The 21,842-nt window shown below is 75.8% G+C and carries 15 protein-coding genes; 8 read left to right on the top strand and 7 right to left on the bottom strand.

All coding sequences use genetic code 11. From position 1 onward, the window contains the following. Positions 1–42 precede the first annotated feature (42 nt). The 3 genes from ACFQ8C_RS12025 to ACFQ8C_RS12015 form a co-directional block, all read right to left on the bottom strand. Positions 43–1,137 (bottom strand): chemotaxis protein, encoded by a 1,095-nt coding sequence (locus ACFQ8C_RS12025; RefSeq protein WP_383455248.1) that lies wholly within the window; start codon positions 1,135–1,137, stop codon positions 43–45. 139 nt (positions 1,138–1,276) lie between these two features. Next, positions 1,277–1,765 (bottom strand): DUF1269 domain-containing protein, encoded by a 489-nt coding sequence (locus ACFQ8C_RS12020; protein WP_383455245.1) that lies wholly within the window; start codon positions 1,763–1,765, stop codon positions 1,277–1,279. Between the two features lie 368 nt (positions 1,766–2,133). Then, a complete protein-coding gene (locus ACFQ8C_RS12015) occupies positions 2,134–2,763 on the bottom strand; it encodes an alpha/beta fold hydrolase (protein ID WP_383455242.1) in 630 nt (209 codons plus the stop codon). Between the two features lie 377 nt (positions 2,764–3,140). Here ACFQ8C_RS12015 and ACFQ8C_RS12010 point away from each other — a divergent pair, with 377 nt between their 5' ends. Together ACFQ8C_RS12010 and ACFQ8C_RS12005 are read left to right on the top strand one after the other, a co-directional pair. Then, positions 3,141–4,007, top strand: a complete 867-nt coding sequence (locus tag ACFQ8C_RS12010) for an alpha/beta hydrolase family protein (RefSeq protein WP_383455239.1) — start codon at positions 3,141–3,143, stop codon at positions 4,005–4,007. A gap of 323 nt (positions 4,008–4,330) precedes the next feature. Further along, the gene (locus tag ACFQ8C_RS12005) at positions 4,331–6,841 is read left to right on the top strand and encodes a LuxR C-terminal-related transcriptional regulator (RefSeq protein ID WP_383455236.1); all 2,511 of its coding nucleotides are present in this window, start codon (positions 4,331–4,333) and stop codon (positions 6,839–6,841) included. Positions 6,842–6,853: 12 nt separating this feature from the next. On the opposite strand, the gene ACFQ8C_RS12000 is transcribed toward ACFQ8C_RS12005, so the two are convergent. Further along, a complete protein-coding gene (locus ACFQ8C_RS12000; protein WP_383455233.1) occupies positions 6,854–8,440 on the bottom strand; it encodes a CAP domain-containing protein in 1,587 nt (528 codons plus the stop codon). Positions 8,441–8,620: 180 nt separating this feature from the next. Between ACFQ8C_RS12000 and ACFQ8C_RS11995 the strand changes: the two genes are divergently transcribed. Next, positions 8,621–9,610, top strand: a complete 990-nt coding sequence (locus ACFQ8C_RS11995) for a serine hydrolase domain-containing protein (RefSeq protein ID WP_383455230.1) — start codon at positions 8,621–8,623, stop codon at positions 9,608–9,610. Here ACFQ8C_RS11995 and ACFQ8C_RS11990 read toward each other — a convergent pair. Beyond that, on the bottom strand, positions 9,585–10,904 hold the full coding sequence (locus ACFQ8C_RS11990; protein ID WP_383455227.1) for an MFS transporter: 1,320 nt from the start codon (positions 10,902–10,904) through the stop codon (positions 9,585–9,587). The two genes, ACFQ8C_RS11995 and ACFQ8C_RS11990, sit on opposite strands and share 26 nt — an antisense overlap. 79 nt (positions 10,905–10,983) lie before the next feature. Next, the gene (locus ACFQ8C_RS11985) at positions 10,984–11,610 is read right to left on the bottom strand and encodes a hypothetical protein (RefSeq protein ID WP_383455224.1); all 627 of its coding nucleotides are present in this window, start codon (positions 11,608–11,610) and stop codon (positions 10,984–10,986) included. Positions 11,611–11,926: 316 nt separating this feature from the next. Between ACFQ8C_RS11985 and ACFQ8C_RS11980 the strand changes: the two genes are divergently transcribed. Next, a complete protein-coding gene (locus ACFQ8C_RS11980; protein WP_383455221.1) occupies positions 11,927–13,426 on the top strand; it encodes a PQQ-binding-like beta-propeller repeat protein in 1,500 nt (499 codons plus the stop codon). 99 nt (positions 13,427–13,525) lie between these two features. Continuing rightward, positions 13,526–14,557, top strand: coding sequence for a LacI family DNA-binding transcriptional regulator (locus ACFQ8C_RS11975; RefSeq protein WP_383455218.1), 1,032 nt, complete (start codon positions 13,526–13,528; stop codon positions 14,555–14,557). 7 nt (positions 14,558–14,564) lie between these two features. On the opposite strand, the gene ACFQ8C_RS11970 is transcribed toward ACFQ8C_RS11975, so the two are convergent. Then, positions 14,565–17,369 (bottom strand): glycosyl hydrolase, encoded by a 2,805-nt coding sequence (locus tag ACFQ8C_RS11970; protein WP_383455215.1) that lies wholly within the window; start codon positions 17,367–17,369, stop codon positions 14,565–14,567. Between the two features lie 332 nt (positions 17,370–17,701). On the opposite strand from ACFQ8C_RS11970, the gene ACFQ8C_RS11965 reads away from it, so the two are divergent. The 3 genes from ACFQ8C_RS11965 (at position 17,702) to ACFQ8C_RS11955 (ending at position 21,782) form a co-directional block, all read left to right on the top strand. Beyond that, positions 17,702–19,006 carry an extracellular solute-binding protein gene (locus ACFQ8C_RS11965; RefSeq protein ID WP_383455212.1) on the top strand — a complete coding sequence of 435 codons (1,305 nt, stop codon included), beginning with the start codon at positions 17,702–17,704 and terminating at the stop codon, positions 19,004–19,006. A 917-nt stretch (positions 19,007–19,923) separates the two neighbouring features. Next, the gene (locus tag ACFQ8C_RS11960; protein ID WP_383455209.1) at positions 19,924–20,871 is read left to right on the top strand and encodes a carbohydrate ABC transporter permease; all 948 of its coding nucleotides are present in this window, start codon (positions 19,924–19,926) and stop codon (positions 20,869–20,871) included. Continuing rightward, positions 20,868–21,782: a carbohydrate ABC transporter permease gene (locus ACFQ8C_RS11955; RefSeq protein ID WP_383455207.1), complete on the top strand. Its 915-nt coding sequence runs from the start codon at positions 20,868–20,870 to the stop codon at positions 21,780–21,782. Before ACFQ8C_RS11960 ends, ACFQ8C_RS11955 begins: the two co-directional genes overlap by 4 nt. Positions 21,783–21,842 lie beyond the last annotated feature (60 nt).

The following is a 21,842-nucleotide window of genomic DNA, read 5'->3' as shown; positions in this document are numbered from 1 at the left end:
GGCCGGGACGCCCGCGTCCCGGCCCCCGCGCAGCACCGCGGGTCAGTAGCGCAGCACGGCCGCGATGTGGTGCTGGCCGTCGAGCGTGCCGCCGGGCACGAACCGCACCTCCGCGCCCGTGTCCAGGGCCCGTTCGACGATCTCGTCGACCATGTCGTCCCGGGCCCCGGGGTCGCCGGCCTCGGCCGGTTCCAGGTGGTCGCCCTCCTCGCGCACGACCGTCCGGTAGTCGTCCTCGACGGCCACGAGCCGGGCTCGGCCCTCCTTCGCGACCCGCCACACCTCGTCGATGCCGCCGGCGAACTCCCGCCGGCCCCGCGCCGCGTCGAGATCGGCGGTGAGCGCCGAGACGGCGGCGGCCGCGCGGGCGGCGCGGGAGGGTTCGACGGCGGCGTGGACGGCGGCGGCCGGCCCGGCGGCGAGACCGCCGTGCGGGACGGTCACGGTGTCCGGGGCGAGCGGGCCCAGCTCCTCCAGGAGGCCGAGGGCCGCGGAGGAGCCGAGGACGTACAGCGGGCGGGGTTCGGCGGCGAGGACGGCCCGCAGCTTCTCGTGCGCCTCGCGCAGGAACTGCCGGGTGGCCTCGTCCCGGAAGGTGCCGGGGACGTCGCCGACGCGTTCCTTCCGCTCGACGTCCGGGTCCTCCAGGCTGCGGGTCAGCGGGAAGCCGTCCCGCGCCGCCTCGGCGGTCCGCTCGGGGTCGCCGCTCCACAGCGAGACCCGGTCGGCGGCGACGGCCAGGGCCCAGTAGGGCTGCTCGGCGGCGCGGGCGGCGACGAGGTTCCGGGTGAGGAAGGTGTCCGCGAGGACCACCCGCTCGGGCACGGCCCTGGGCAGCGACCACACCTGGTGCTCCCCCTGCGCGGCGTAGATGACCAGCCCGTCCTCGGCGTGCGCCAGGTCGACCTCGGCGGCGGCGCGGGCCAGCTGGTCGAGGATGTCGAGCCGCCGCTCGCGCGGCACGTCCGGATCGCCGGTGAGCGTCTTCTCGGCCTCGGAGAGCAGGTTGCGCAGTCGCACCGGGTCCTGGGCGTTGTCCGGTTCGCGGCGGTGCGTGGGCATCACCAGCGAGACGGCCGGGTACGGCCGGGGCTGACGCAGCTTCGCGAGCACCTCACTGCTGAGCACGGGGTCCATGGAGGGGCCTTCCTTCGGGGGTGGGAAAGGGCACGGGATGGGGGGAAGGGCATGAGCGCGAGAGGGGGAAGGGGACGGGGTGGGGAAGGGCATGGGTGAGGGAAGGACGGGCGGACGGGCGACCGGCCGGCCGGCACCGTCACTCCGCTCCGGCGAGCTGCTCGGCGAGCTCCTTCTCGTCCGCGTCGCTGAGGGAGGTCTTCAGGACGGTGCCGCCGTGCCGCTGCATCGCCACCGTGAACTTGTCCTCGGTGAGCTTCGCGGCCATGATCACGAGCGCGGCGGAGCCGGGCCTCAGCAGATCGCCGACCTGCAGGCGGAAGCGCTCGTCGACGCCCGACTTGCTCAGCCGGCCGACGAGTCCGCCGAGCGCCGCGCCGGTGAGGGCGCCGACGGCCGGGGCGAGGAAGAGGATGCCGAAGATGGTGCCCCACAGGGCCCCCGTCGCGGCGGTGACCCCGACGACCCGGTTCGAGGTGTCGACGTGGGTGCGCCCCTCGGCGTCGACGGAGACGACGGCCAGGCCGTTGAGCCCGACGACGTGGTCGCGTTGCAGGTCCTGCACGGTGCCGAGCGCTTCCTCGGCGACGGCACGGTCCTCGTACCCGATGACGATGAGCTCGGCCACTGCACCTCCTCGAACACGCGCGGTCCGAGGAGGCCGGAACCTCACGGCCCGCACGGCGTCGCGCCTGCGCGGGACCTCTTCGACCGCGCGGGGGCACCCGCCCCCTCTACGCCCGATCCTGTCCCGATATGTCCGCTCCCGCGAATCGAGCGGGTCCCGGGCGGAGAGCGGCGGAGACCGATGGACGACGGACGGCAGGCAGCGCGAACCCGGCAGGGAGCAAGCGGCCCGCGAGACCGGCGGACGGACGGCGGGCAGCCCGCGAGACCGGCGGACGGAGGGCGGACGGCCCGCGAGACCGGCGGACGGAGGGCGGACGGCGAGGTCGGCGGAGGGCGGGCGGACGGCGGGGGCCGGTCGGCCTGGGCCTAGGAGGCCGCGTGGTCCGTACGCGTCCGGGGACCTGTCAGCGTTTCCAGGGCCAGTCCGCCGGCCCTGCGGTGCCAGAGACCGGCGCCGCGGAGCATGGCGTGGCCGCCGGCCGGCATGGGGACGCCGGTCGCGTCCGCGCCGGCTTCACGGGCGCGGCGGACGAACTCCCAGGAGTCGCGGGCCGCGGTGACCCGGTCCGTCTCGTCGTGGAGGAGGTGGAGGCGGCGGCCCGCGAGGTGGGCGACGGGTTCGCCACGCGGGCACCAGGGCGCGAGGGCCACGACGCCCCGGACGGCCGGGTCCCCGGCGACGGCGAGGGCCGCCCGTCCGCCCATCGAGTGGCCCACGAGGACGACCGGGATCTCCCCGAAGCGCGCCCGCAGCGCGGCGAGCGCGGCCTCGGCGTCCCGGGCGGCGTCGGCGCGCTCGCCGTTCCAGCCTCGGTGCCGGTAGCGGCACTCGGCGACCACGACCGCCCGTCCGCGCGCCGCGCGCCGCACCGCCTCGGCGAAGGGCCGCATGCGCAGGGCCGGCAGGTTGAGCGCCGGCGGGGCTTCGAGCCCGTCGGCCCGCCCCCCGTGCAGCAGGAGCACCACGCCCTCCGGCGACTCGGCTCCGTATCGCACGAGCGGCTCCCGGGACGCGCCGGACCGGGGTCGTGAGGGCATCGGACCTCCTGTCGGCCGTTCGGGTGAGGACTCGTCCGCCAGTCTGTCACGGGCGGGCCGTCACGAGCGGGCCGTCACGAGCGGGCCGTCACGGGCGAGCTGTCACGGGCGGGCCGTCACGAGCGGGCCGTCACGGGCGAGCTGTCACGGGCGGGCCGTCACGGGCGGGCCCGGTCGCGCCGGGCCCCATGAGCCGCACGCGGCCGCGCGCGGGACCGGCGATTGTGCCGATGACGGCGTTCCGCGCCGCCCGCACAGTGGCGAGGCCATCCCACGGCACCGGACGTCCCTCCCCACGGGGCGTCCGGCCCACGACACGAGAGGACGACTTCGTCGTGAAGCGATACCTTGCCGCGGCCACCGCCGCAGCCGCCGGCCTCGCGCTGCTCCTCGCCCCGGGAGCGGGCGCCGCGACCGGCAACCCGTACGAGCGCGGCCCCGCCCCCACCGAGGCGAGCATCGAGGCGGCGCGCGGCTCGTACGCGGTCTCCCAGACCACGGTCTCCTCCCTCTCCGCCACCGGTTTCGGCGGCGGCACCATCTACTACCCGACGAGCACGAGTGACGGGACCTTCGGCGCGGTGGCGATCTCGCCCGGGTTCACCGCCACGCAGTCGTCGGTCGCCTGGCTGGGCCCGCGGCTGGCCTCGCAGGGCTTCGTCGTCTTCGTCATCGACACGCTCACCACGCTCGACCAGCCCGACAGCCGGGGCCGTCAGCTCCTCGCCGCGCTCGACCACCTCACCCAGAAGAGCTCGGTCCGCGGCCGCGTCGACACCTCCCGGCTCGCCGTGATGGGCCACTCGATGGGCGGCGGCGGCACGCTGGAGGCCGCGAAGAGCCGGCCGAGCCTGAAGGCCGCGGTGCCCCTCACCGGCTGGAACACCGACAAGACCTGGCCCGAGATCACCACCCCGACCCTGGTCATCGGCGCGGACGGCGACACCGTGGCGCCCGTCGCCACGCACTCCGAGCCGTTCTACGAGAGCCTGCCCTCCGGCCTCGACAAGGCGTACCTGGAACTGAACGCCGCCACGCACTTCACGCCCAACACGTCGAACACGACGATCGCGAAGTACAGCCTGTCGTGGCTGAAGCGTTTCGTCGACGACGACACCCGGTACGAGCAGTTCCTCTGCCCGCTGCCGAGGCCGAGCCTGACGATCGACGAGTACCGGGGCAGCTGCCCGCTGGGCTCCTGACCGCCTGTGCGACGACCTCCGCGGCGGACCGCGCGGCAGGCCGCGCACCGGGCTGTGCGCGGGCACAGCCCGGTGTACGGGGGGCTGGGCGCCGGCCCACACCCCCGTACCGCTCCGTTCCCGCCTCCGGCCGCGCCCGTTAGCGTGCCGGGGTGAACGTGACGGGCGTGAGCGCGACGGGTGGGACGGCGGCCCCCTGCACCGGGCCGCCGTCGCCCGTGCTGTACGGCAGGGAGGCCGAACTCGACTCCGTGTCGCGGTCGTTGTGGCCGGCGTCAGCGGAGTCACCGGCGTCGCCCGCGGGGGAGGAGACGGTGGTCCGCGTGGCGGGCGGGCCCGGGGAGGGGCGTTCCGCCCTGCTGTCCCGGGCCGCCCGGGACTTCCCGGGCGAGGCGCACGTGGTCGGCGCACCGGGCCGGCAGGTGCCGTGGAGCGGGGTCCGGGCCCTCTTCGCCGCGCTGGCTCCGTCCGGGGCGGCGGGGTGCCGGGCGGCCCGGCTCGCCCGGGGCCCGGGCGGGATCGCGGCCGCGCTGGCGTCGCTCCTGCCCGGGCGCGGGCCCGTCCTGCTGTGCCTGGACGACTTCCCGCTGTGGGACGCGCACTCACGGGCCGCGTTCGCCGCGCACTGGCGGGTGCCGGGCCCGCGCGGGGCGGCCCGCGCGGGCTGGCTGGTGGCGTCCGCGCCCGGCCGCCCCCTGCCCGCCGCGGCCGGTGCGCCGCCCGTCCGCCTGTCGCGCCTCACCCGGGCGAGCGCCCGCGCCCTGCTTCAGGACGTGGGCGGCGGACGGGTCGGCCCCGCCGTCGCCGAGCGGCTCCTGGACGAGGCGGCCGGGCACCCGGGCGTCCTGGTCGAGGCCGTCCGCCGGCTACCGCCGGAGGTCCTCGCCGGGACGGCGTTCCCGGCGCGGGGGCGGCTGGTCGACGACGGCGTCCTGACGACGGTGTACGGCGGCCTGCTCGACGCCCTCCCGGCGGACAGCCGCCGGCTCCTCGGCGTGGTGGCCGGAGCCTGCGGGCCGCAGCCCGTACCCGGGGACCCGTCGGCCACGGACCTGTCGGCCGCGGACCCGTCGGCAGGGGACCCGTCGGCCACGGACCTGTGGGGCGGGAACCCGTCGGCCGGCGATCCGTACCGTACGCGGGTGGGCACGGCGCTGGCCCGCGCGCGGGCCCTCCGGGTGCCCGCCGAGGCCCTGGACGGTCTGGTGACGGCCGGTCTGCTGGTCCGCCGGGACGACGAACTCGCCTTCGGCGACCCGTTCCTGGCCCGGGCGGCGGGGGCCGGAGCGGCGCGGCCCGGGGACGGGCGCCGCGCACGGGGCCAGGCCTCCCCCACTCCCCCGACGCCTCACGAACGCCACCGGGCCGACCGGCTGGGGCCTCCCCCGGCCGTGCGGGCGCGTTCCGGGGTGGCGCGGGGGCGGGCGCTGCTGACGCGGGGGTTCGCGGCGCTGGCGGGCGGGCCGGTCATGGACGCGCACGAGGCGTTCGTCCAGGCGGCGGAGGTGCTGCGGGACCGGGAACCGGCCGAGGCGGCGGACGCGCGGTTCCTGGCGATGGAGGCGGCGTGGGCGGCGGGGGACGTCGACGCCTGCCTCGCCGCGCTGGACCTCGCCCCGGCCGGACCGGGCACCGAGCGGTCCTTCGCCGAGGGGTTGCGCGCGGCGCTCACCATCCGCCCGGAGCAGGCGCGCGCGCCGCTCTCGCGGGTGGTCGCGGTCGGCGCGGGCCGGGGCGAGCCCCGGCTGCTGCTGCGCGCCGGATCGGCGGCGCTGGTGCTCGGGGACGTGTCCGCGGCGGCCCGGCTGCACGCCAGGGCTCTGGCGCGGGCGCGGGCCGAGCAGCGGGTCTCGCTGCTGCCCCGGATCCACGAACACCTCGCCTACGCGGAGCTGCGGGCGGGGCGGTACGCCCGGGCCGGGCACGCCGCCGGGGAGGGGCTGCGGGCGGCCCGCGCCACCGGCCAGCTCAACTCGGCGGCCCACCAGCACGCGGTGCTGGCCCTGGTGGCGTCCGTGACGGGTGAGGGGCCCTCGGTCGCGGAGCACGCGGAGCGGGCGCTGGCGATCGGGCGGCCGCACGGGCTCACACAGGCGGTGACGCTCGCCGAATGGGCGCTGGCGCGGGCGGAGTTGGGCGGCGGGCTCGCCGCCCAGGCGGCGGCGCGCCTGGCACCGCTGGTACGCCCGGGTCCGCACGGGGGCCACTTCGCGCTCCGCATGCTGGCCGTGCCCTGTTTCGTGGAGGCGGCGGTGGCCTCGGGGAGGGCGGTGGAGGCGCGGGCGGCGACGGAGGAGTACGCGCTCTGGGCAGGGTGCGGGCTCGACCGTCCCGCCCCCGCGCAACTCGCCCGCTGTCGCGCCCTGTTGGCACCGCTCGGCGAGGAGTCGGGCCGCTGGTTCGGCGAGGCCCTGCGGCGTCACGAGGACGGCGGCAACGACTTCGAGCGGGCCCGCACGCTCTTCGCGTACGGTACGTGGCTCCGCCGGCGGCGGCGCCCCGGCGAGGCGCGGGGCCCGCTGCGCGACGCGCTGGTCACGTTCGAGCGGGCCGCGGCCGAGGGCTGGGCCCGGCAGGCGCGGGCGGAACTCCGCGCGACGGGCGCGGCGGGCGGCCGCCCGGCGGAGCCCTCCGCCCTCGCCGAACTCACCCCGCAGCAGCAGCGGATCGCCCGCCTCGTCGCGGCCGGCGCCACCAACCAGGAGGTCGCCGTCCGTCTCTCGCTGAGCCCGCGCACGGTCGACCACCACCTGCGCGGGGTGTACGCCCGCCTCCAGCTCCGTTCCCGGGTCGAGCTGTCCGCCCTGGTGTCGGAGTCGGATGCGGAGGCGTAGCGGGCGGACGGGTCAGCGGGCGCCGAAGACCTGGGTCCAGTAGGGGCCGCCCTCGTCGTGGACGCCGACGCCGAGCTCCTTGAAGTCGCAGTTGAGGATGTTCGCGCGGTGGCCCGGGCTGTTCATCCAGGCCTCCATGACCTGCTCGGGCGTGCGCTGCCCCATGGCGATGTTCTCGCCGTAGGTGGACCAGGGGTAGCCCGCGGCCGTGACCCGGTCCCCCGGGTCGGCGCCGTCGGGGTTGGTGTGGTCGAAGAAGTCCCGGGCGGCCATGTCGTCGGAGTGGCCCTGCGCGGCGCGCGCGAGGGTCGCGTTCGCGGTGAGCGGCCCGCAGCCCGCCTTGGCCCGTTCGGCGTTGACGAGCGACAGCACCTGGTCGGCGGCGGAGCCCTGACCGGTGTCGTTCTGCGCGCCGCCGCCGGGGTCGGGCTCGGTGCCGGCCGTCGGCGACGCGGTCGTCCGGGTGGGCTTCGGCGCGGCCGTCGGCGCGGCGGTCTTCCTGGGGAGGGTGGGGGCGGGGCTCGCGGTGGTGCGCTGCGGGGTGGGGGACGCCGTGGTGGGGCGCGCGGTGGCGGTCTTCCGGTCTCCGGTGCCGGGCGTGGCGGAGGCGGTCGTCCGGCCGGGCGCCGCGGTGGAGGCGGAGGGGGTCGCGCCGACGGTGGCGGGGGTGGTGGAGAGGGAGTCCGGGTCGTGGGTGAGGGGCACGTCGGGGCCGGGGACGACGGCGCGGTTCGCCTCCAGGAGCTCCTCCTTGCCGTCCCGCCCGCCGTAGAACGAGAACGCCCCGCCCGTCACCGCGACGACCGCGATCCCGGCCGCGACGGCGGCCCGCCGCCGGGTCCGCTCCTGCGCCTGGCGCCGTCGGCGGCGGTCCCCGCGCGTCCCGGACCGCGGGGCGGGGACGGGGGCGGCGGAGACGGGCGCGAGCCCGCCGAGGTCGTGGCTCCAGGTCGCGTCGTCGGCGTCGGGCTCGGCCGCCGCGTCGTCCGGCACGTCGGCGTACGGCGCCGGCACCACGCCGGAGCAGGCACCGCACCGGCTCGTGTGCGGGGCCAGATGGTCGCGCCAGCCGACGCTGGGACGCCCGTCCCAGCCTGCGGTGAGCTCCTGGAGCCCGGGGCAGCGCGGCCCCCTCGCCAGGGCGGCGCCGACGGAACGGGCGGCTTCGGCGCGCGCCCGCACCGTCTCCATCCGCATCGCGGTGTCCTCCGGCGTCCACTGGAGCGCGGCGGCCGTCTCGTGCCGGAGGAGCAGCCCCTGGGCCTCCAGCGATCCGAGCGCGGCGAGCACCGCGTCCTGCACCTCCAGCCATCCCTCGGCCCCGTCGAGTCCGGCGGCGTGGCCGAGGGTGGTGTCGACGGCCAGCGCGACGAGCCAGGGCCGGAACGCCTCCGGGTACGGCAGGGTGTGCAGGGCGCCCTGGGCGCGGCGCAGGGTGTCGCGCACGACGGCGTCGACGGCGGAGGCGGCGGGACGGGCGTCGAGGGCGCGGGACACCAGGGCGTGGACGAGCGGCCGGTGGGCGCTGAGGAGCTGGTCGCACGCCCAGGGGTCGCCGTACCCCACCGCCCGTATCCGCTGCGTCGTCCACTCAGCCATCTGATCCGTGTCCATGGTCCGCTGCACGCCGTCCGTCCTTCTCTCGCCCGTTCCCGGAGTTTCCTGCGCAGGGGAGAGCCTCGGCGGAAGACGGGGATAACGGAAAGAGGGAAAGCGGAATCCGTGACGTGGGTCACAGGAGGGGTGGGTGGTGGCCACGCGGCCTCCTAGGGTGGCCGCATGGACGGGGATCACAAGGCCGGCGAGCACGGTGACGGACGGCTGGCGGGGCGGCTGCGGGAGCTGACGGGCGGGCGGTTCCCGGTGGCCGCGGCCCTGGTCGGGCCCGACGGGACGACCACCGCCTCGGTGGGGGCGGGGCTCGGGGCCGACTACGAGATCGGGTCGGTGTCGAAGGGCGTGACCGGCCTGCTGTACGCGGACGCGCTGGCGCGCGGGGAGGTGACGGCACGGACGGCGCTCGGGGAGCTGCTGCCCCTGGCGGACGCGCCGGCCGGCGGGGTGACGCTCGGGGCGCTGGCCACGCACCGGTCGGGGCTGCCGAGGGTGCCGGCGTCGGCGCGGCCGTGGCGGCGGACCTACGCGCTGTGGCGCCACGGCACCAATCCGTACGGCGAGTCCGTCGCCGAGCTGCTCGACCAGGCGCGCGCGGTACGGCCCGGTCCGCCGCGGCCCCGCTACTCCAACCTCGGGTTCGAGCTCCTCGGGCACGCGCTGGCGGCCGCGGCCGGGAGGCCGTACGAGCGACTGGTCGCCGACCGGGTGAGCACCCCGCTCGGCCTCGAACGCTTCTATCTCCCCACGGGGCCCGCCGGGCTCCTGCCGGGCGCGCTCGCCGGCACCACCAGGCGCGGCCGTCCACGCGAGCCGTGGACGGGCGAGGCGCTGGGGCCGGCGGGCGGGATCCGGGCCGACATCGCCGGCATGGCCCGCCTCACCGCCGCGCTGCTGGACGGCACGGCGCCGGGGATCGCCGCGCTCGACCCCGTCCTCCCCTTCACCGCGGGGACGCGGATCGGCGCGGCCTGGATCACCCTGAGCGTCAGGAACCTGACCCTCACCCTGCACAACGGCGGGACCGGCGGCTTCCGCTCCTGGCTCGGCCTGGACCGCGCGTCCGGCACCGGCGTGGTCGTCCTGGCCGCCACCACCGCCGACGTGGACCGCCACGGCTTCGCCCTCCTCACGGCTCCCGCACCACGGGCCTGATCCCGGCCGGCTCCTGCCCGTTCGGGTGCCGTGTCCGCGCGGCCCAGCGGGCGGCGGGGCCGGTCGCGGTGCCGGCCAGGACGAAGGCGGCGCCGAGGAGGAGCCAGCCGAGGGGGCCGCCGCCGATGAGGAGGGTCGTGACGACGAGCGGTCCGAGCGTGCGGGCCACGGGGACGCCGGCGCCGTAGAAGCCCTGGTACTGGCCGATCCGGTCGGCGGGGGCGAGGCCGAGGCCGAGCTGCCAGGAACCGGCCGAGTGCCGCATCTCGGCTGCCACGAGGAGCACCGCGCCGAGGACCAGGACGGCGGCGGCCGCTCCGGCACCGAGCCCCGGGAGCGCGCTCGCCGCGAACACGGCGCAGGCGGCGAACATGACGGCGCCCGCGCTCCGTACCGCCCCCGAGGCCGACTCCAGGTCGGTGACCGAGCGGGCGGCGCGGACCTGGAAGAGGGTCACGGCCGCGGTGTTGAGGACGAAGAGCGCGGAGACCGTCCAGCCGGGCGCCGCCGTCCGCTGCACGATCCAGAGGGGCAGGGCGAGGCTCAGCACCGGCATCCGCAGGAGCATCAGGGCGTTGAGGAGCGTGAGGACGACGTAGGGCCGGTCACGGAGCACCGCCGTCGCGGAGGCGCCGCCGGCTTCGGGTCCGGGGGCACGGACGGGCGCGGGGGCGGGGGCGGGGAGGCGGGCCAGCAGGGCGCCGCAGAGGACGAAGCCGGCCGCGTCCAGGGCGAAGACCGCGAGGTACGCGCCGCGCGTGCCGGCGTGCAGCGCGATGCCGCCGAGGGCCGCGCCGACGGCGAGTCCGCCGTTCAGCACGGCCTGGAGCCGGGCCAGGACGGCGGTGCGGTCCGCCGGGGCGACCAGTCCCGCGAGCAGCGCCTGCCGGGCGGCGGCCAGGCCGCTCTGCGCGGAGGCGAAGAGGGTGGCGGCGGCGAGGAAGGCCGGGAAGGAACCGACGAGGAGGAAGGAGGCGACCGCCGCCGCCGTGACGAGCGCGAGGAGCACGGAGACGCCGCGCGGCCCGCGTCGGTCGGCGAGCGTCCCGAGCGGCATCCCTGCCGACGAGCCCACCGCCCAGGCGACGGCGAGGCCCGCGCCGACCTGGCCCGCGGAGAGCCCGGCGACGCCGGTGAAGTAGAGCGCGGAGGTCACGTAGAAGGCGCCGTCGCCGACGGAGTTGCCCAGCTGGGCGAGGAGCAGGGTGCGGGTCGCGGCCGGACGGCCGGGGCCCGCCGCGTCGGGTGCGGAGGTGGTGCCCACGGCGGAGCGCGCTGGGGAGGTGTTCGCCATGGACACGACCGTACGGGGATGTGGCCCGCTCCTTCTGGTCCATTGACGGCATGGAGAACTGGGCCACTTGGGCCGCCCGTCAGCGCCCGTACATGTCCCGGCACAGCTCCGCCGCGCCCATCGGGGCCTCGATCCGCTGCGCCTCCCGGCACAGGTTCCGCATCTCGGGGACCTGCCCGGCCACCGGCCGGGCCTGACCGGCGGGAGCGGGAGCGGGAGCGGGGGTGGTGGTGCGGGAACGCGTCCGCGCGCGGGGCGGGAGCGGCTTCCTCCCGGTCTCGCGGGGTGCCGGAGTCGCCCGGGGTGCCGGAGTCGCCCGGGGTGCCGGAGTCGCCCGGGCGGGGGCCGCCGCCCTGCCGTTCCCCGCCTTCCGCCCGTCCGGCTCCCCGGTGGGCGCGGCGCCGGCCCGGGGGCGTACGGGATCGGCCTGGGGGTCCCGCACCGCCGCCGCACCGGCCCCCGCTTCCCCCTCCTCCCCCTCTCCTCCCTCTTCCGCCGCCGCCAGCTCCTCCCGGGGCGGGGCCTGCTCGGGGGGCTCCGGCCAGACCGGCAGGGCCGAGGGAGGTCGCCGGGCGGCGGGCGCGAGCGCGGGCGGCCCGGTCTCCGGAGTCCGCGCGGCGGGCGGCGCGGACGGGTCCGGGAGGGCGACGCAGCCGCCGACCAGGAGGGCGGCGAGGAGCGGGAGCGCGGTGCGGCGGAGGTTCATGGCGGCCACGCTGCCGCACGAGGGGGAGCCCGGTCGGCGCTACGGGCGGCGACCACCGCCACGGGTGAACTCCGCGAACGGGACGGGACGGGTCGGGTCGGGTCGGGACGGGACGGGCCGGGTCGGGACGGGACGGGACGGGCCGGGTCGGGACGGGTCGGAAAGAGACAGGACGGAACGGTCGGCGCGGCCACACCGCCACCCGCCTCCCCGCCCGTCGGCCCACGCCTTCGGACCGCGCCGCTATGCTACGGCGAAAACAGAATCCTGTTCTAGAACCGATTTCCGGACTGCCGGTGATCCACAGGGGGACCCGATGTCATCCACACCGCCGTCCTGGCACCCGGCGGGGCGGCCCCCCGCGCCGGCCCCCCGCGCCCGGCGTGACCGCGGGCTGACCGCGCTCGCCGTCGGCCTGGCGCTGCTGGTCGTCGCGGTGGCGGGAGCGGGGTGGTACGGGTACGGGGCCGAGCACGCGCGGCCCGCGGCCGCGCGGGAGGGGAACGCGCCACCGTCGAGGACCGCCACCCCGCCCGCCGGGCCCGCCCTCCGCACCGCCGAGCCGGTCCGCGCCCCCGGCGCCCGGGAGCTCGCCGCCGCCCGCCGCCCGGGCGAGGCCACCGCCTGGATCGCCTCGGACACCACGGACCTGCCCCGGCGCGGCATCCCCGTCGACGGCCCCTGGATCGTCGGCGACACCGTCGTCCAGGCCCTGTACCGCGAGGTCACCGCCTACCGGCTCTCCGACGGCGCCGAGGTCTGGAACCTGACGCTGCCCACCCCGGTCTGCGAGGTGCCGGAGAATCCGACCCCGGACGGCCGGATCGTCCTCGTCCTCGCGACGAGCGGCTCGCAGCGCGGCGCGCACTGCGACCGGTTCCAGATGATCGACCTGCGGACCGGGAAGGCCGGCTGGCGGAAGGAGCTGCTGCGGGACCCCGCCCGGGACACCCCCGCCTTCATCGTCCACACGGCGATCAGCGGGGACACCCTCGCCGTCGCCGAGGGGATCGGCGCCGCCGCGTTCCGCGTGTCCGACGGCGCCCGGCTCTTCACCATCCCGACCGAGGACCCGGGCCGCTGCCACCCCGACCAGGTGGCCGGCGGCAGCAGGCTCCTCGTCAGCGCCACCTGCGCGCTCGGCGTCGACCGCCGGAAGCGGTACACGCAGCTCCGCGAGCTCGATCCGCGCACCGGCGCCGTGCGCTGGCGCCATCGGACCCCGGCCGGCCGGAGGGCCGAGCGGGTCGTCTCCGTCGACCCGGTGGTGTACACGTCGCTCGACAACGACCGGCTCACCGACGACTGGCGGATCGTCGCCCTCGGCCCCCGCGGCGAGGTCCGCCGCACGATCGACCCGCGCCCCAAGGGCTTCGAGCACTGCGCTCACGTCGGCATCGACGCGGACCTCCAGCCGTGCCCGGGCATCGTCGTCGGCCACGGGCTGGTCCACGTGGGCGGTACGGACCGGGTCGGCGCCTACGACCTGGCGACCGGGAGACTCCTCTGGGGGATCCGGTCGCATGACGGCAGGACCCTGACACCGGTCGGCTTCCGCTCCGCGTCGGGAACGGTCGTGTACGAGTCGGCCACCCCGAGCCTCCCCGGCCGTACCTTCGTCCTGGACAAGGACGGAGCCGGCAAGGAGAAGGTGCTGATGAGACACCCGGCCGCCTCGGCCGAGGCCGAGTACAGCACGATGGCGGGCCGCGTCCTGAGGGTCGGCGGCCGGATCGTCGCGATGCCCACGGGCGTCAGCGGCGACGACGCCCAGCGCCGGCCCCGGCTGGTCTCCTTCGCCCCGGGGCCGGACTGACCACGCGCCCCTCACCGCCACCGAGTGAAGAGAGCGCTCTCAAGCCTCTCGTCCGTACGGATATCCTGACCCCGTCCGGAGCAGACGAAGGGGGCCGACGTGGCCGAGCAGACGACAGGGGCCCGCCCCACCCTGGAGGCCGTCGCGGCCCGTGCCGGGGTGTCGCGGGCCACGGCCTCGCGGGTCGTCAACGGGGGCGCGGGAGTCCGCGCACCGCTGGCCGACAAGGTGCGGCAGGCGGTCGAGGAGCTCGGCTACGTCCCGAACCTCGCGGCCCGCACCCTGGTCACCCGGCGCAACGGCGCCGTGGCGGTGGTGATCGCCGAGCCCGAGTTCCGGATCTTCTCCGACCCCTTCTTCCAGGAGCAGGTGCGCGGCATCAGCCGCGAACTGACCGCCCACGACTCGCAGTTGGTGTTGCTGTGGGTGGAGAGCCCGGGCGATTACGACCGGATCGCCCGCTACCTCGGCGGCGGGCACGTGGACGGCGCGCTCGCCTTCTCCCTCCACGACGAGGACGAGCTGGCGGCGGTGCTGCGCCGGGCGAAGATCCCGACCGTGCTCGGCGGACGCCCGACGGACGGGATCGGTCCCGACATGCCCTACGTCGACTGCGACAACCGCGGCGGGGCGCGCGAGGCCGTCCGGCTCCTGGTCGACCGGGGCTGCCGGGCCGTCGCGCACCTGGCCGGGCCCCGCGACCAGACGTCCGCCGTGGACCGCGCCCTCGGCTACCGGGACGCGCTCGGCGACCCGGATCCGGCCCTGCTGGGCCACGGCGACTTCACGGCGGAGAGCGGCGCCCGGGCGATGGCCGAACTCCTGGACCGGCGCCCGGACGTGGACGGGGTGTTCGCCGCCAACGACCTGATGGCCTCCGGCGCGCTGCGGGTCCTGCGGGAGCGGGGCCTGCGGGTGCCGGACGACGTCGCCGTGGTCGGCTTCGACGACGTGGCGTCGATCGCCGAGCGCACGGATCCGCCGCTGACGACGGTCCGGCAGGACATCGAGGGCATGGGCCGGCTGATGGTCCGGCTGCTCATGCGGCTCCAGAACGAGCACGGGTCCGGGGCACCGGCCCCGGACCCGCTGATCACGCCGACGACGCTGGTGCGCCGGGCGTCGGCGTGAGCGTCCCTCAGTCGTAGGGGATGACCAGGACCGAGTCCGCCGTGCCGGTCCTGACCGTCGACGGGCCGTTGCCGATGGCACTCCACAGCTCCAGGCGGACGGTGCCGCCGCGGAGGTCGCCGAGGGTGCCGGTGGCGGACTTCAGACCGCGGTTCTGGTCGTAGCGCTCCCAGCCGGTCACCGGGTCGGTGGCGAAGTAGTGGTAGGTCTCGGTGCGTTCGAAGGTGCCGTCGCCGGTCAGGTCGTAGCTGACCCGGACCTGCTGACCGAGGCCGACCGAGGTGCCGGCGTCCACCCCGAGGCGGAAGGCGGTGGCGGCGCCCGGGGCGAGGGTGCCGGTGACGTTCCGCACCTCGTAGACGAGCGGCTGGTACGGGGTGCCGTCGCGGTTGACGCCGCCGGCGGAGGCGATCGTGTCGCTGCCGGCGGTGGTGTCGGTGGCGGTGGTCAGCTTGCCGCCGGAGGCCAGGCGGAAGGTGTCGCCGGTGCTCGGGTCCGGGTCGGGGCAGACGGGTCCGCCGGGCTGGCCGCAGGGGATCGTCCCGGTGCCCTTGCCGGTGGCGGTGGAACGGGCCGGTACGGAGAGGGACTTGCCGTCGGAGAAGGTGACGGTGACGGGCGCCGAGCCGAAGTTGTGGGCGGCGTAGGTGCGTTCGGTGCCCTTCAGGAAGACGGCCGAGCTCGGGATCGAGCCGGTGACGCTCGCGTCGGGAGCGCCGAGCGCGTCCAGGGTGGTCAGCCAGTGGTAGGTGTGGGCGCGGGTCTCACCGGCCTCGGGGGTGTAGTTGCCGCCGACGGCGTCGAAGCGGGCCTTGGCGCGGGCCGGTTCGGCGAGCGACTCGAACTCCCAGAGGATGTCGCGCCATTCGACGGCCGGGCCGCCGTTCTCGCGCTCCATCTCGGCCAGGTTGCGCCGGATGGCGCCCGGGTAGGCGCCCATGTGCAGCGCGTTGCCGGAGGTCACCGGGAGGGTGTTGATGCCGTGGATCTCCTCCGGGTTGGCGGTCCACCAGGTGGAGTACGCACCGCCGCTGCCCCAGACCATGCCGACGGTGTCGTGGGTGAAGGAGCCGGGGAAGACCTGCTGGTCGGCGTCGAACCAGTACTGGCCGATCGCGTCGGACTCGGTGGCCAGGAGGTAGCCGCCGAGGTCGCGCAGGGAGGTGTCACCGGTCGCGGAGCCCCACAGGACGAGGGCGGCGCTGAGGTTGGTGGACTCCGAGGAGGACTCCTGGTTGTTGCCGGCCGCGAAGCCGGAGTGGCCGGAGGCCCAGCTGTGTCCGGCGTAGACGTCGAAGCCGCGCAGGAAGGGGAAGGCCGTGTCCGTGCGGCTGGGGTTGGCGACGTCGCGGACCAGGGTCCTCACCATGCCGCCCCAGGCGGAGTCGGCGGCCCAGGCCTGGTCGTACTGGGCGACGACGGCGGCGGCGTACACGTAGTAGCCGTAGTGGAAGTGGTGGTCGTTGAGCTCGGTGTCGCTGCCATAGGAGGCCGGGTAGCCGGTCAGGGTCTTCCAGGTGCGGTCGTACGAGAACTCGTTCGCGCCGCCGGCGGTGAACCAGTCCTGGAGCCGGCCCTTGAGCAGGCCGAGGAGCCGGTCGCGCAGGGCGGTGTCGCCGAGCTGCTCGGCGAGCGGCACGAGCTGGGCGAGCTTGCCGAGCGCCTTGCCGGTCCAGTACGTGTCGGTGGCCCCGGAGAACGGGTCCGCGGAGTTCACCACCTCGTTCAGGTACGTACGCAGCCGGGCCTGGTCGACGGCGCCGGTGGCGGGCAGCCCGGGCAGGACGGCGGCCTGCTTGCGGCTGGTGGTGAAGGAGCGGCCCTCGCGGACCTTCATGGTGCCGCGCGGCGAGACGTAGGTGTAGGCGGTGAGCGGGTCGGTGGAGTTCAGCCACTGGTGCCGGTAGAGGGCCTGGAGGGTGCCGGTCTCGGTGCCCTCCTTCGCCTCGGTGGTCAGCGTGTAGGTGGCGTCGACCTTGCCGCCGGCGGCGGACCAGGCGACGCGGGAGCCGGTGACGAAGCTGTAGGCGTAGCGGCGGTAGGTCGCGAGGGCGTCGGTCGAGGGCAGGACGGCGACGGAGAAGTAGTCCTTGCCGCCGAGGCCCGCGGTGAGGGTGGTGCCGGAGACGTTCCAGTCGGTGCCGGTGGGGGCGAAGAGGGCGTAGTGGTGGCCGGCGACGGTGATGCCGAGGACGTTGCCCTGGTCGGCGAAGACGGTGGGCGGCGCGGCGGTGGTGACGCGGGCGTCGCCGCCGGTGCCCTTGGCGTACACGTAGGGCAGGCCGTGGCCGATGGTGGTGCGCAGGGTGCGGGCGCCGTCGGACCAGAGGGGGGTGACGGTCCAGTCGGACCAGTCGTCGGCCTTGGTGTCGGGCGAGTTGAGCCCGGTGAGGCCGAGGGTCAGGTCGGCCTTGTGGGGGAACTCGTACTGGCGGCCGTCGCCGACGATCGCCGGGGTGGTGGGATAGCCGATCTCCAGTCCGCCGGCGACGGCCTGGTAGGTGAGCGGGTGGCCGTACATGGGGGTGGAGTACGGGTTGTCGCCGTAGCGCTGGAAGGCGAGCGAGGACCACCAGTCGTTGGTGGGGACGGGCCGGTCCTTGGCGGCGGCGGTCACCTTGGGGGTGACGGGGGCGCCGGTGTTGGTGGTGGGGCCGGAGGTCCCGGCGGGGCGGGTGTCGGAGTAACCGCCCGCGCCCACGGGGACGGTGGCGGCGGAGGCGGTCCCGGCGGCGGCGGGCACGAGTCCGGCGGCCGCCAGGGCGGCGGTGAGGACCAGCGACGCGGCCGGTCGGGAGCGGGGAGCTGACACGTACAGCACCTCGTTGGCTCGGAGGAGGGGTTCGTGGGGGTTCGTCCGTCGTTGTGACGGATCTTGAGAGCGCTCTCAACAGTGCGCAACGTAAAACTCCCGAAACCTGGGAGTCAAGAGAGTCGGGGGAAAGCCGAGTTGGGACGGCGGCCCCGTAGGGACCCTTCGATTCCGAGCCGTTACGCCTTCGAGTCTTGACGGGAGCCGGAGAGTCGAGGCACGCTCCAGACCGTTCTTGAGAGCGCTCTCAAGCGTCCTCCGGTCTCCGGAAGGACCCGGAGCCGACCCCGTTCCCCTCCCCCGATCCGCCCCGACGCCAAGGGAGCCCGTCCATGTCCACCACCCGAGCCGCCACCAAGGCCGCCCTCCGCATCGGAGCGGTCGCGCTCGCCGGTTCCCTCCTCGCCGCCTGCGGCTCCGGAGACTCCGGCACCGCCTCCGACAAGGCGGGCGGCAAGGTCACGGTCACCGTCGACCTCTTCGGCTCCTTCGGCTACAAGGAGGCCGGCCTCTACGCCGAGTACGAGAAGCTCCACCCCGGCATCACCATCAAGCAGACCGACACCGAGGACGAGGCCGACTACTGGAAGTCGCTCCAGACCCGGCTCGCCGGCGGCGGCGGTCTCGCCGACGTCCAGGGCCTGGAGGTCGGCCGGATCGCCTCCGTCACCCAGCAGCAGGCCGACCGCTTCGAGGACCTGCGGAAGTACGGCGCCGACGGGCTGAAGAGCCAGTTCGCCGAGGCGAAGTGGGCCGCCGCCACCGGGAAGAACGGCGAGGTCCTCGGCCTCGGCACCGACGTCGGCCCCGAGGCGCTGTGCTACCGCACCGACCTCTTCAAGCAGGCCGGACTCCCCACCGACCGCGCCGAGCTGGCCAAGAGATGGTCCACCTGGGACGGCTACCTGGAGCTCGGCAAGCAGTACAAGGCCAAGGCCCCCGCCAAGAGCACCTGGCTGGACAGCATCGGCAGCCTCTACTCGATCATGATCGGGCAGGAGAAGGAGCGGTACTACGACGCCTCCGGCGCGCTGATCTGGGAGACCAACCCCGCCCTCAAGACCGCCTGGGAGACCTCCGTCAAGGCCAGCGAGGCCGGCCTCAGCGCCAAGCTCGACCAGTGGTCCCCGCAGTGGAACCAGGCCTTCGCCGCCGGCTCCTTCGCCACCATCCCCTGCCCCGCGTGGATGCTCGGCTACATCAAGGGCCAGGCCGGCGAGACCGGCAAGGGCAAGTGGGACATCGCCACGCTGCCCGGCGGCGCCGGCAACTGGGGCGGCTCCTACCTCGCCGTGCCCAAGGCCGCGAAGAACAAGAAGGAGGCGTACGAGCTGGTCAAGTGGCTCACCGCGCCGGAGCAGCAGGCGAAGATCTTCGCCAAGCAGGGCAACTTCCCGTCCTCGACCGGCGCCATCGCCGAGGTCGCCGGCACCACCGACCCGTACTTCTCCGGCGCGCCCATCGGGCAGATCTTCGGTGACGCCGCGAAGGCCGCACCGGTCCAGGTCCTCGGCGTCCACGACCAGAACATCAGCCAGCAGATCACCAACGCGCTGAGCGAGGTCGAGCGCAAGGGCCTCGCCCCGGAGAAGGCCTGGGAGAACGCGAAGAAGGGCGTCGCGAACACCCTGGGCTGACCCCGCCGGCATACCGGGACCGGGGCGCCGTCCGCCCCGGGTCCGGGCGCCGGCCGCCGGGCCGGTCACGCGGCACCGGGTCGGTCACGCGGCGCCGGGTCGGGTGGCACGGCCCCGGGTCGGGTGGCACGGCCCCGGCGGTACGACCCCGGCGGCGCTCGGCACCCCCGTCCGGCACGGTCCCGCCGGGCTTCCGTCCTGGCGGAGGTCGGGCGGAGGTCCGCCGGACCTCCGGAGGACGCCGGGCTCGGCGCGGGGGCGCCCGGCCGGGCGCCGGGACCACAGGGGCGCAGCCGCAGCCGGCCGCGCCGCAACCCGGCGGCGAACGCCTCACTGTCCGTCCGGTCCCACCGGAATCCGCCCGAACGGGCCGGCCGCCCCCACGGGCTCCGGCCGGTGAACGTCCCGGCCCGGTGGGGCGCAGCCACGAGCGGCGGGCCCCGGCGGGCCGCGCCACGACGGCGTACACCGCGCCGTCGGCCCGGCCCCACGGGGTGCCTCCCGACGGGCAACCGCCCAGCGGGCACCGCCCCCACGAGCATCGTCCCCAAGGGAACGGTCCCGACAGGCACCGTCCCAGCGAGCCATGTCCCCCACGAGGACCGGCCCGACGGGCAACCGCCCAGCGGGCCGTCCCCACGAGCACCGTCCCTACGAGCACCGTCTCACGAGCACCACCCCGGCGGACACGGTCCCGGCGGGCACCGTCCCGCCGGACGACCGTCCCGCCGGACGCCGTCCCCACCGGCACGTCCCGGCACGGGCGCACCCCCGGCCCTCGGGCCGCGTCCTTCCCGGGCCGAGGCCCGGCAGGTGCGCCCGTGCCCGGGGCGGGCGGCCCGCCGTGGCCGTCCCCCGGGCGGGCCGGCCGGGGCTCGTCCCCACTCCTCCGTCACCGTCTCCCGAAGGGCCGCACCGTGACCCTCGTCGCACCGGCGAAAGCCGCAGCAGTCCCGCGTACGCCGGTCTTCCGGCGCGTGTGGGGCGTCCTCTCCCCGTACACGTACGTCGCCCCGTTCTTCACCCTGTTCGCCGCCTTCGGGCTCTTCCCGCTGGTCTACACGGCGTACGTGTCCCTCCACCGGGTCGAGCTCCAGGACCCCGGCGCCATGGAGTGGCGCGGGCTCGGCAACTACACCGCGCTCTTCGGTGACGAGTTCTTCTGGACCGCACTGCGCAACACCTTCACCATCGGCGTGCTCTCCACCGTGCCGCAGCTGGTGATGGCGCTGGCACTCGCCCATCTGCTCAACCACCGGCTGCGCGGCCGGACCTTCCTGCGGACGGCGATGCTGCTGCCGTACGCCACCTCCGTGGCCGCCGCGACCCTCGTCTTCGCCCAGCTCTTCGGCCGCGACTTCGGGCTCTTCAACTACGTCCTCGGCCTCGTCGGCGTCGGCCCGATCGACTGGCAGTCGGGCACCCTCAGCTCCCAGATCGCGGTCTCGACGATCGTCGTCTGGCGGTGGACCGGCTACAACGCGCTCATCTACCTCGCCGGCATGCAGTCCATCCCGTCCGAGCTGTACGAGGCGGCCGAGATGGACGGCGCGTCGCGCTGGCGGCAGTTCTTCCACGTCACGCTGCCCGGGCTGCGGCCCACGATCCTCTTCACCGTCGTCGTCTCGACGATCGGCGCGACCCAGCTCTTCGGCGAGCCGCTGCTCTTCGAGGGGTCCATGTCGGGCGGCATCTCGCACCAGTACCAGACCCTCGGCCTGTACATGTACGAGCAGGGCTGGGGCTTCTTCCACCTGGGCCGGGCCGCCGCGATCGCCTGGGTGATGTTCCTGCTGATCCTGGTGCTGGTCGGGGCCAACGCCCTGATCGCGCGCCGCCGTTCCCGCAAGGAGGCCGGCCGATGACCGCGCTCGCCGACCCGCCCGCCCCGGCCGCCCCGGCCGTCTCCCCCACCCGGCGCCCGTCCGTCCGGCGCCCACGCCGCTCGGGCGCCGGACGGACCCTGAAGGCCGGCCCGCTCGCGTACGCCGTCCTGATCCTGGCGGTGCTCGTCTCGGCCTTCCCCTTCTACTGGACGATCGTCGCGGCCAGCCGCACCAACGCCGACCTGGCGCAGGTGCCGCCGTCGCTGGTGCCGGGTCCGCACCTGATCCGCAACTTCGAGGCGGTCCTCGCCGAGGCGGACATCGGCAAGGCGCTGCTCAACTCGCTGATCGTGTCCGGGTCGATCACCGTGGGCACGGTGCTGTGCTGCACGCTCGCCGGCTTCGCCTTCGCCAAGCTCCGCTTCCGGGGCCGGGGCGCGCTGCTCGCGATCACGGTCGGGACGATGATGATCCCGCCGCAGCTCGGCGTCATCCCGCTCTTCATGCTGATCGCCGAGCTCCAGTGGGTGAACCAGCTCCAGTCGGTGATCCTGCCGGGTCTGGTCTCCGCGTTCGGCGTGTTCTTCATGCGCCAGTACCTGGTGCAGTCGCTGCCCGACGAACTGATCGAGGCGGCCCGGGTGGACGGCGCGTCCACCGCCCGGATCTTCTGGTCGATCGTGGTGCCGATCGCCCGCCCGGGCATGGCCGTCCTCGGCCTCCTCACCTTCATGGCCGCCTGGAACGACTTCTTCTGGCCGATCGTGGCCCTGTCCTCGCAGGAACCGACCGTCCAGGTGGCGCTCCGTCAGCTCGGCGGCGGATACGTCCACGACCAGTCCGTGATCATGGCGGGCACCCTGCTCGGCACGCTGCCCGTGCTGCTGGTCTTCGGCCTCCTGGGCCGCCAGATCGTCGGCGGCATCATGCAGGGCGCGGTCAAGGGCTGACCCCCCGGCGCCCCTGCCAGGATGCCCCTGGACCTCCCTCCTCTCCTCTCCTCTCCTCCC

The sequence above is a fragment of the Streptomyces sp. NPDC056503 genome (assembly GCF_042794995.1).
Classification (GTDB): Bacteria; Actinomycetota; Actinomycetes; order Streptomycetales; family Streptomycetaceae; genus Streptomyces.
The sequence above is the reverse complement of the archived record's forward strand: the minus strand, read 5'-3'. Positions and strand labels throughout refer to the sequence as shown.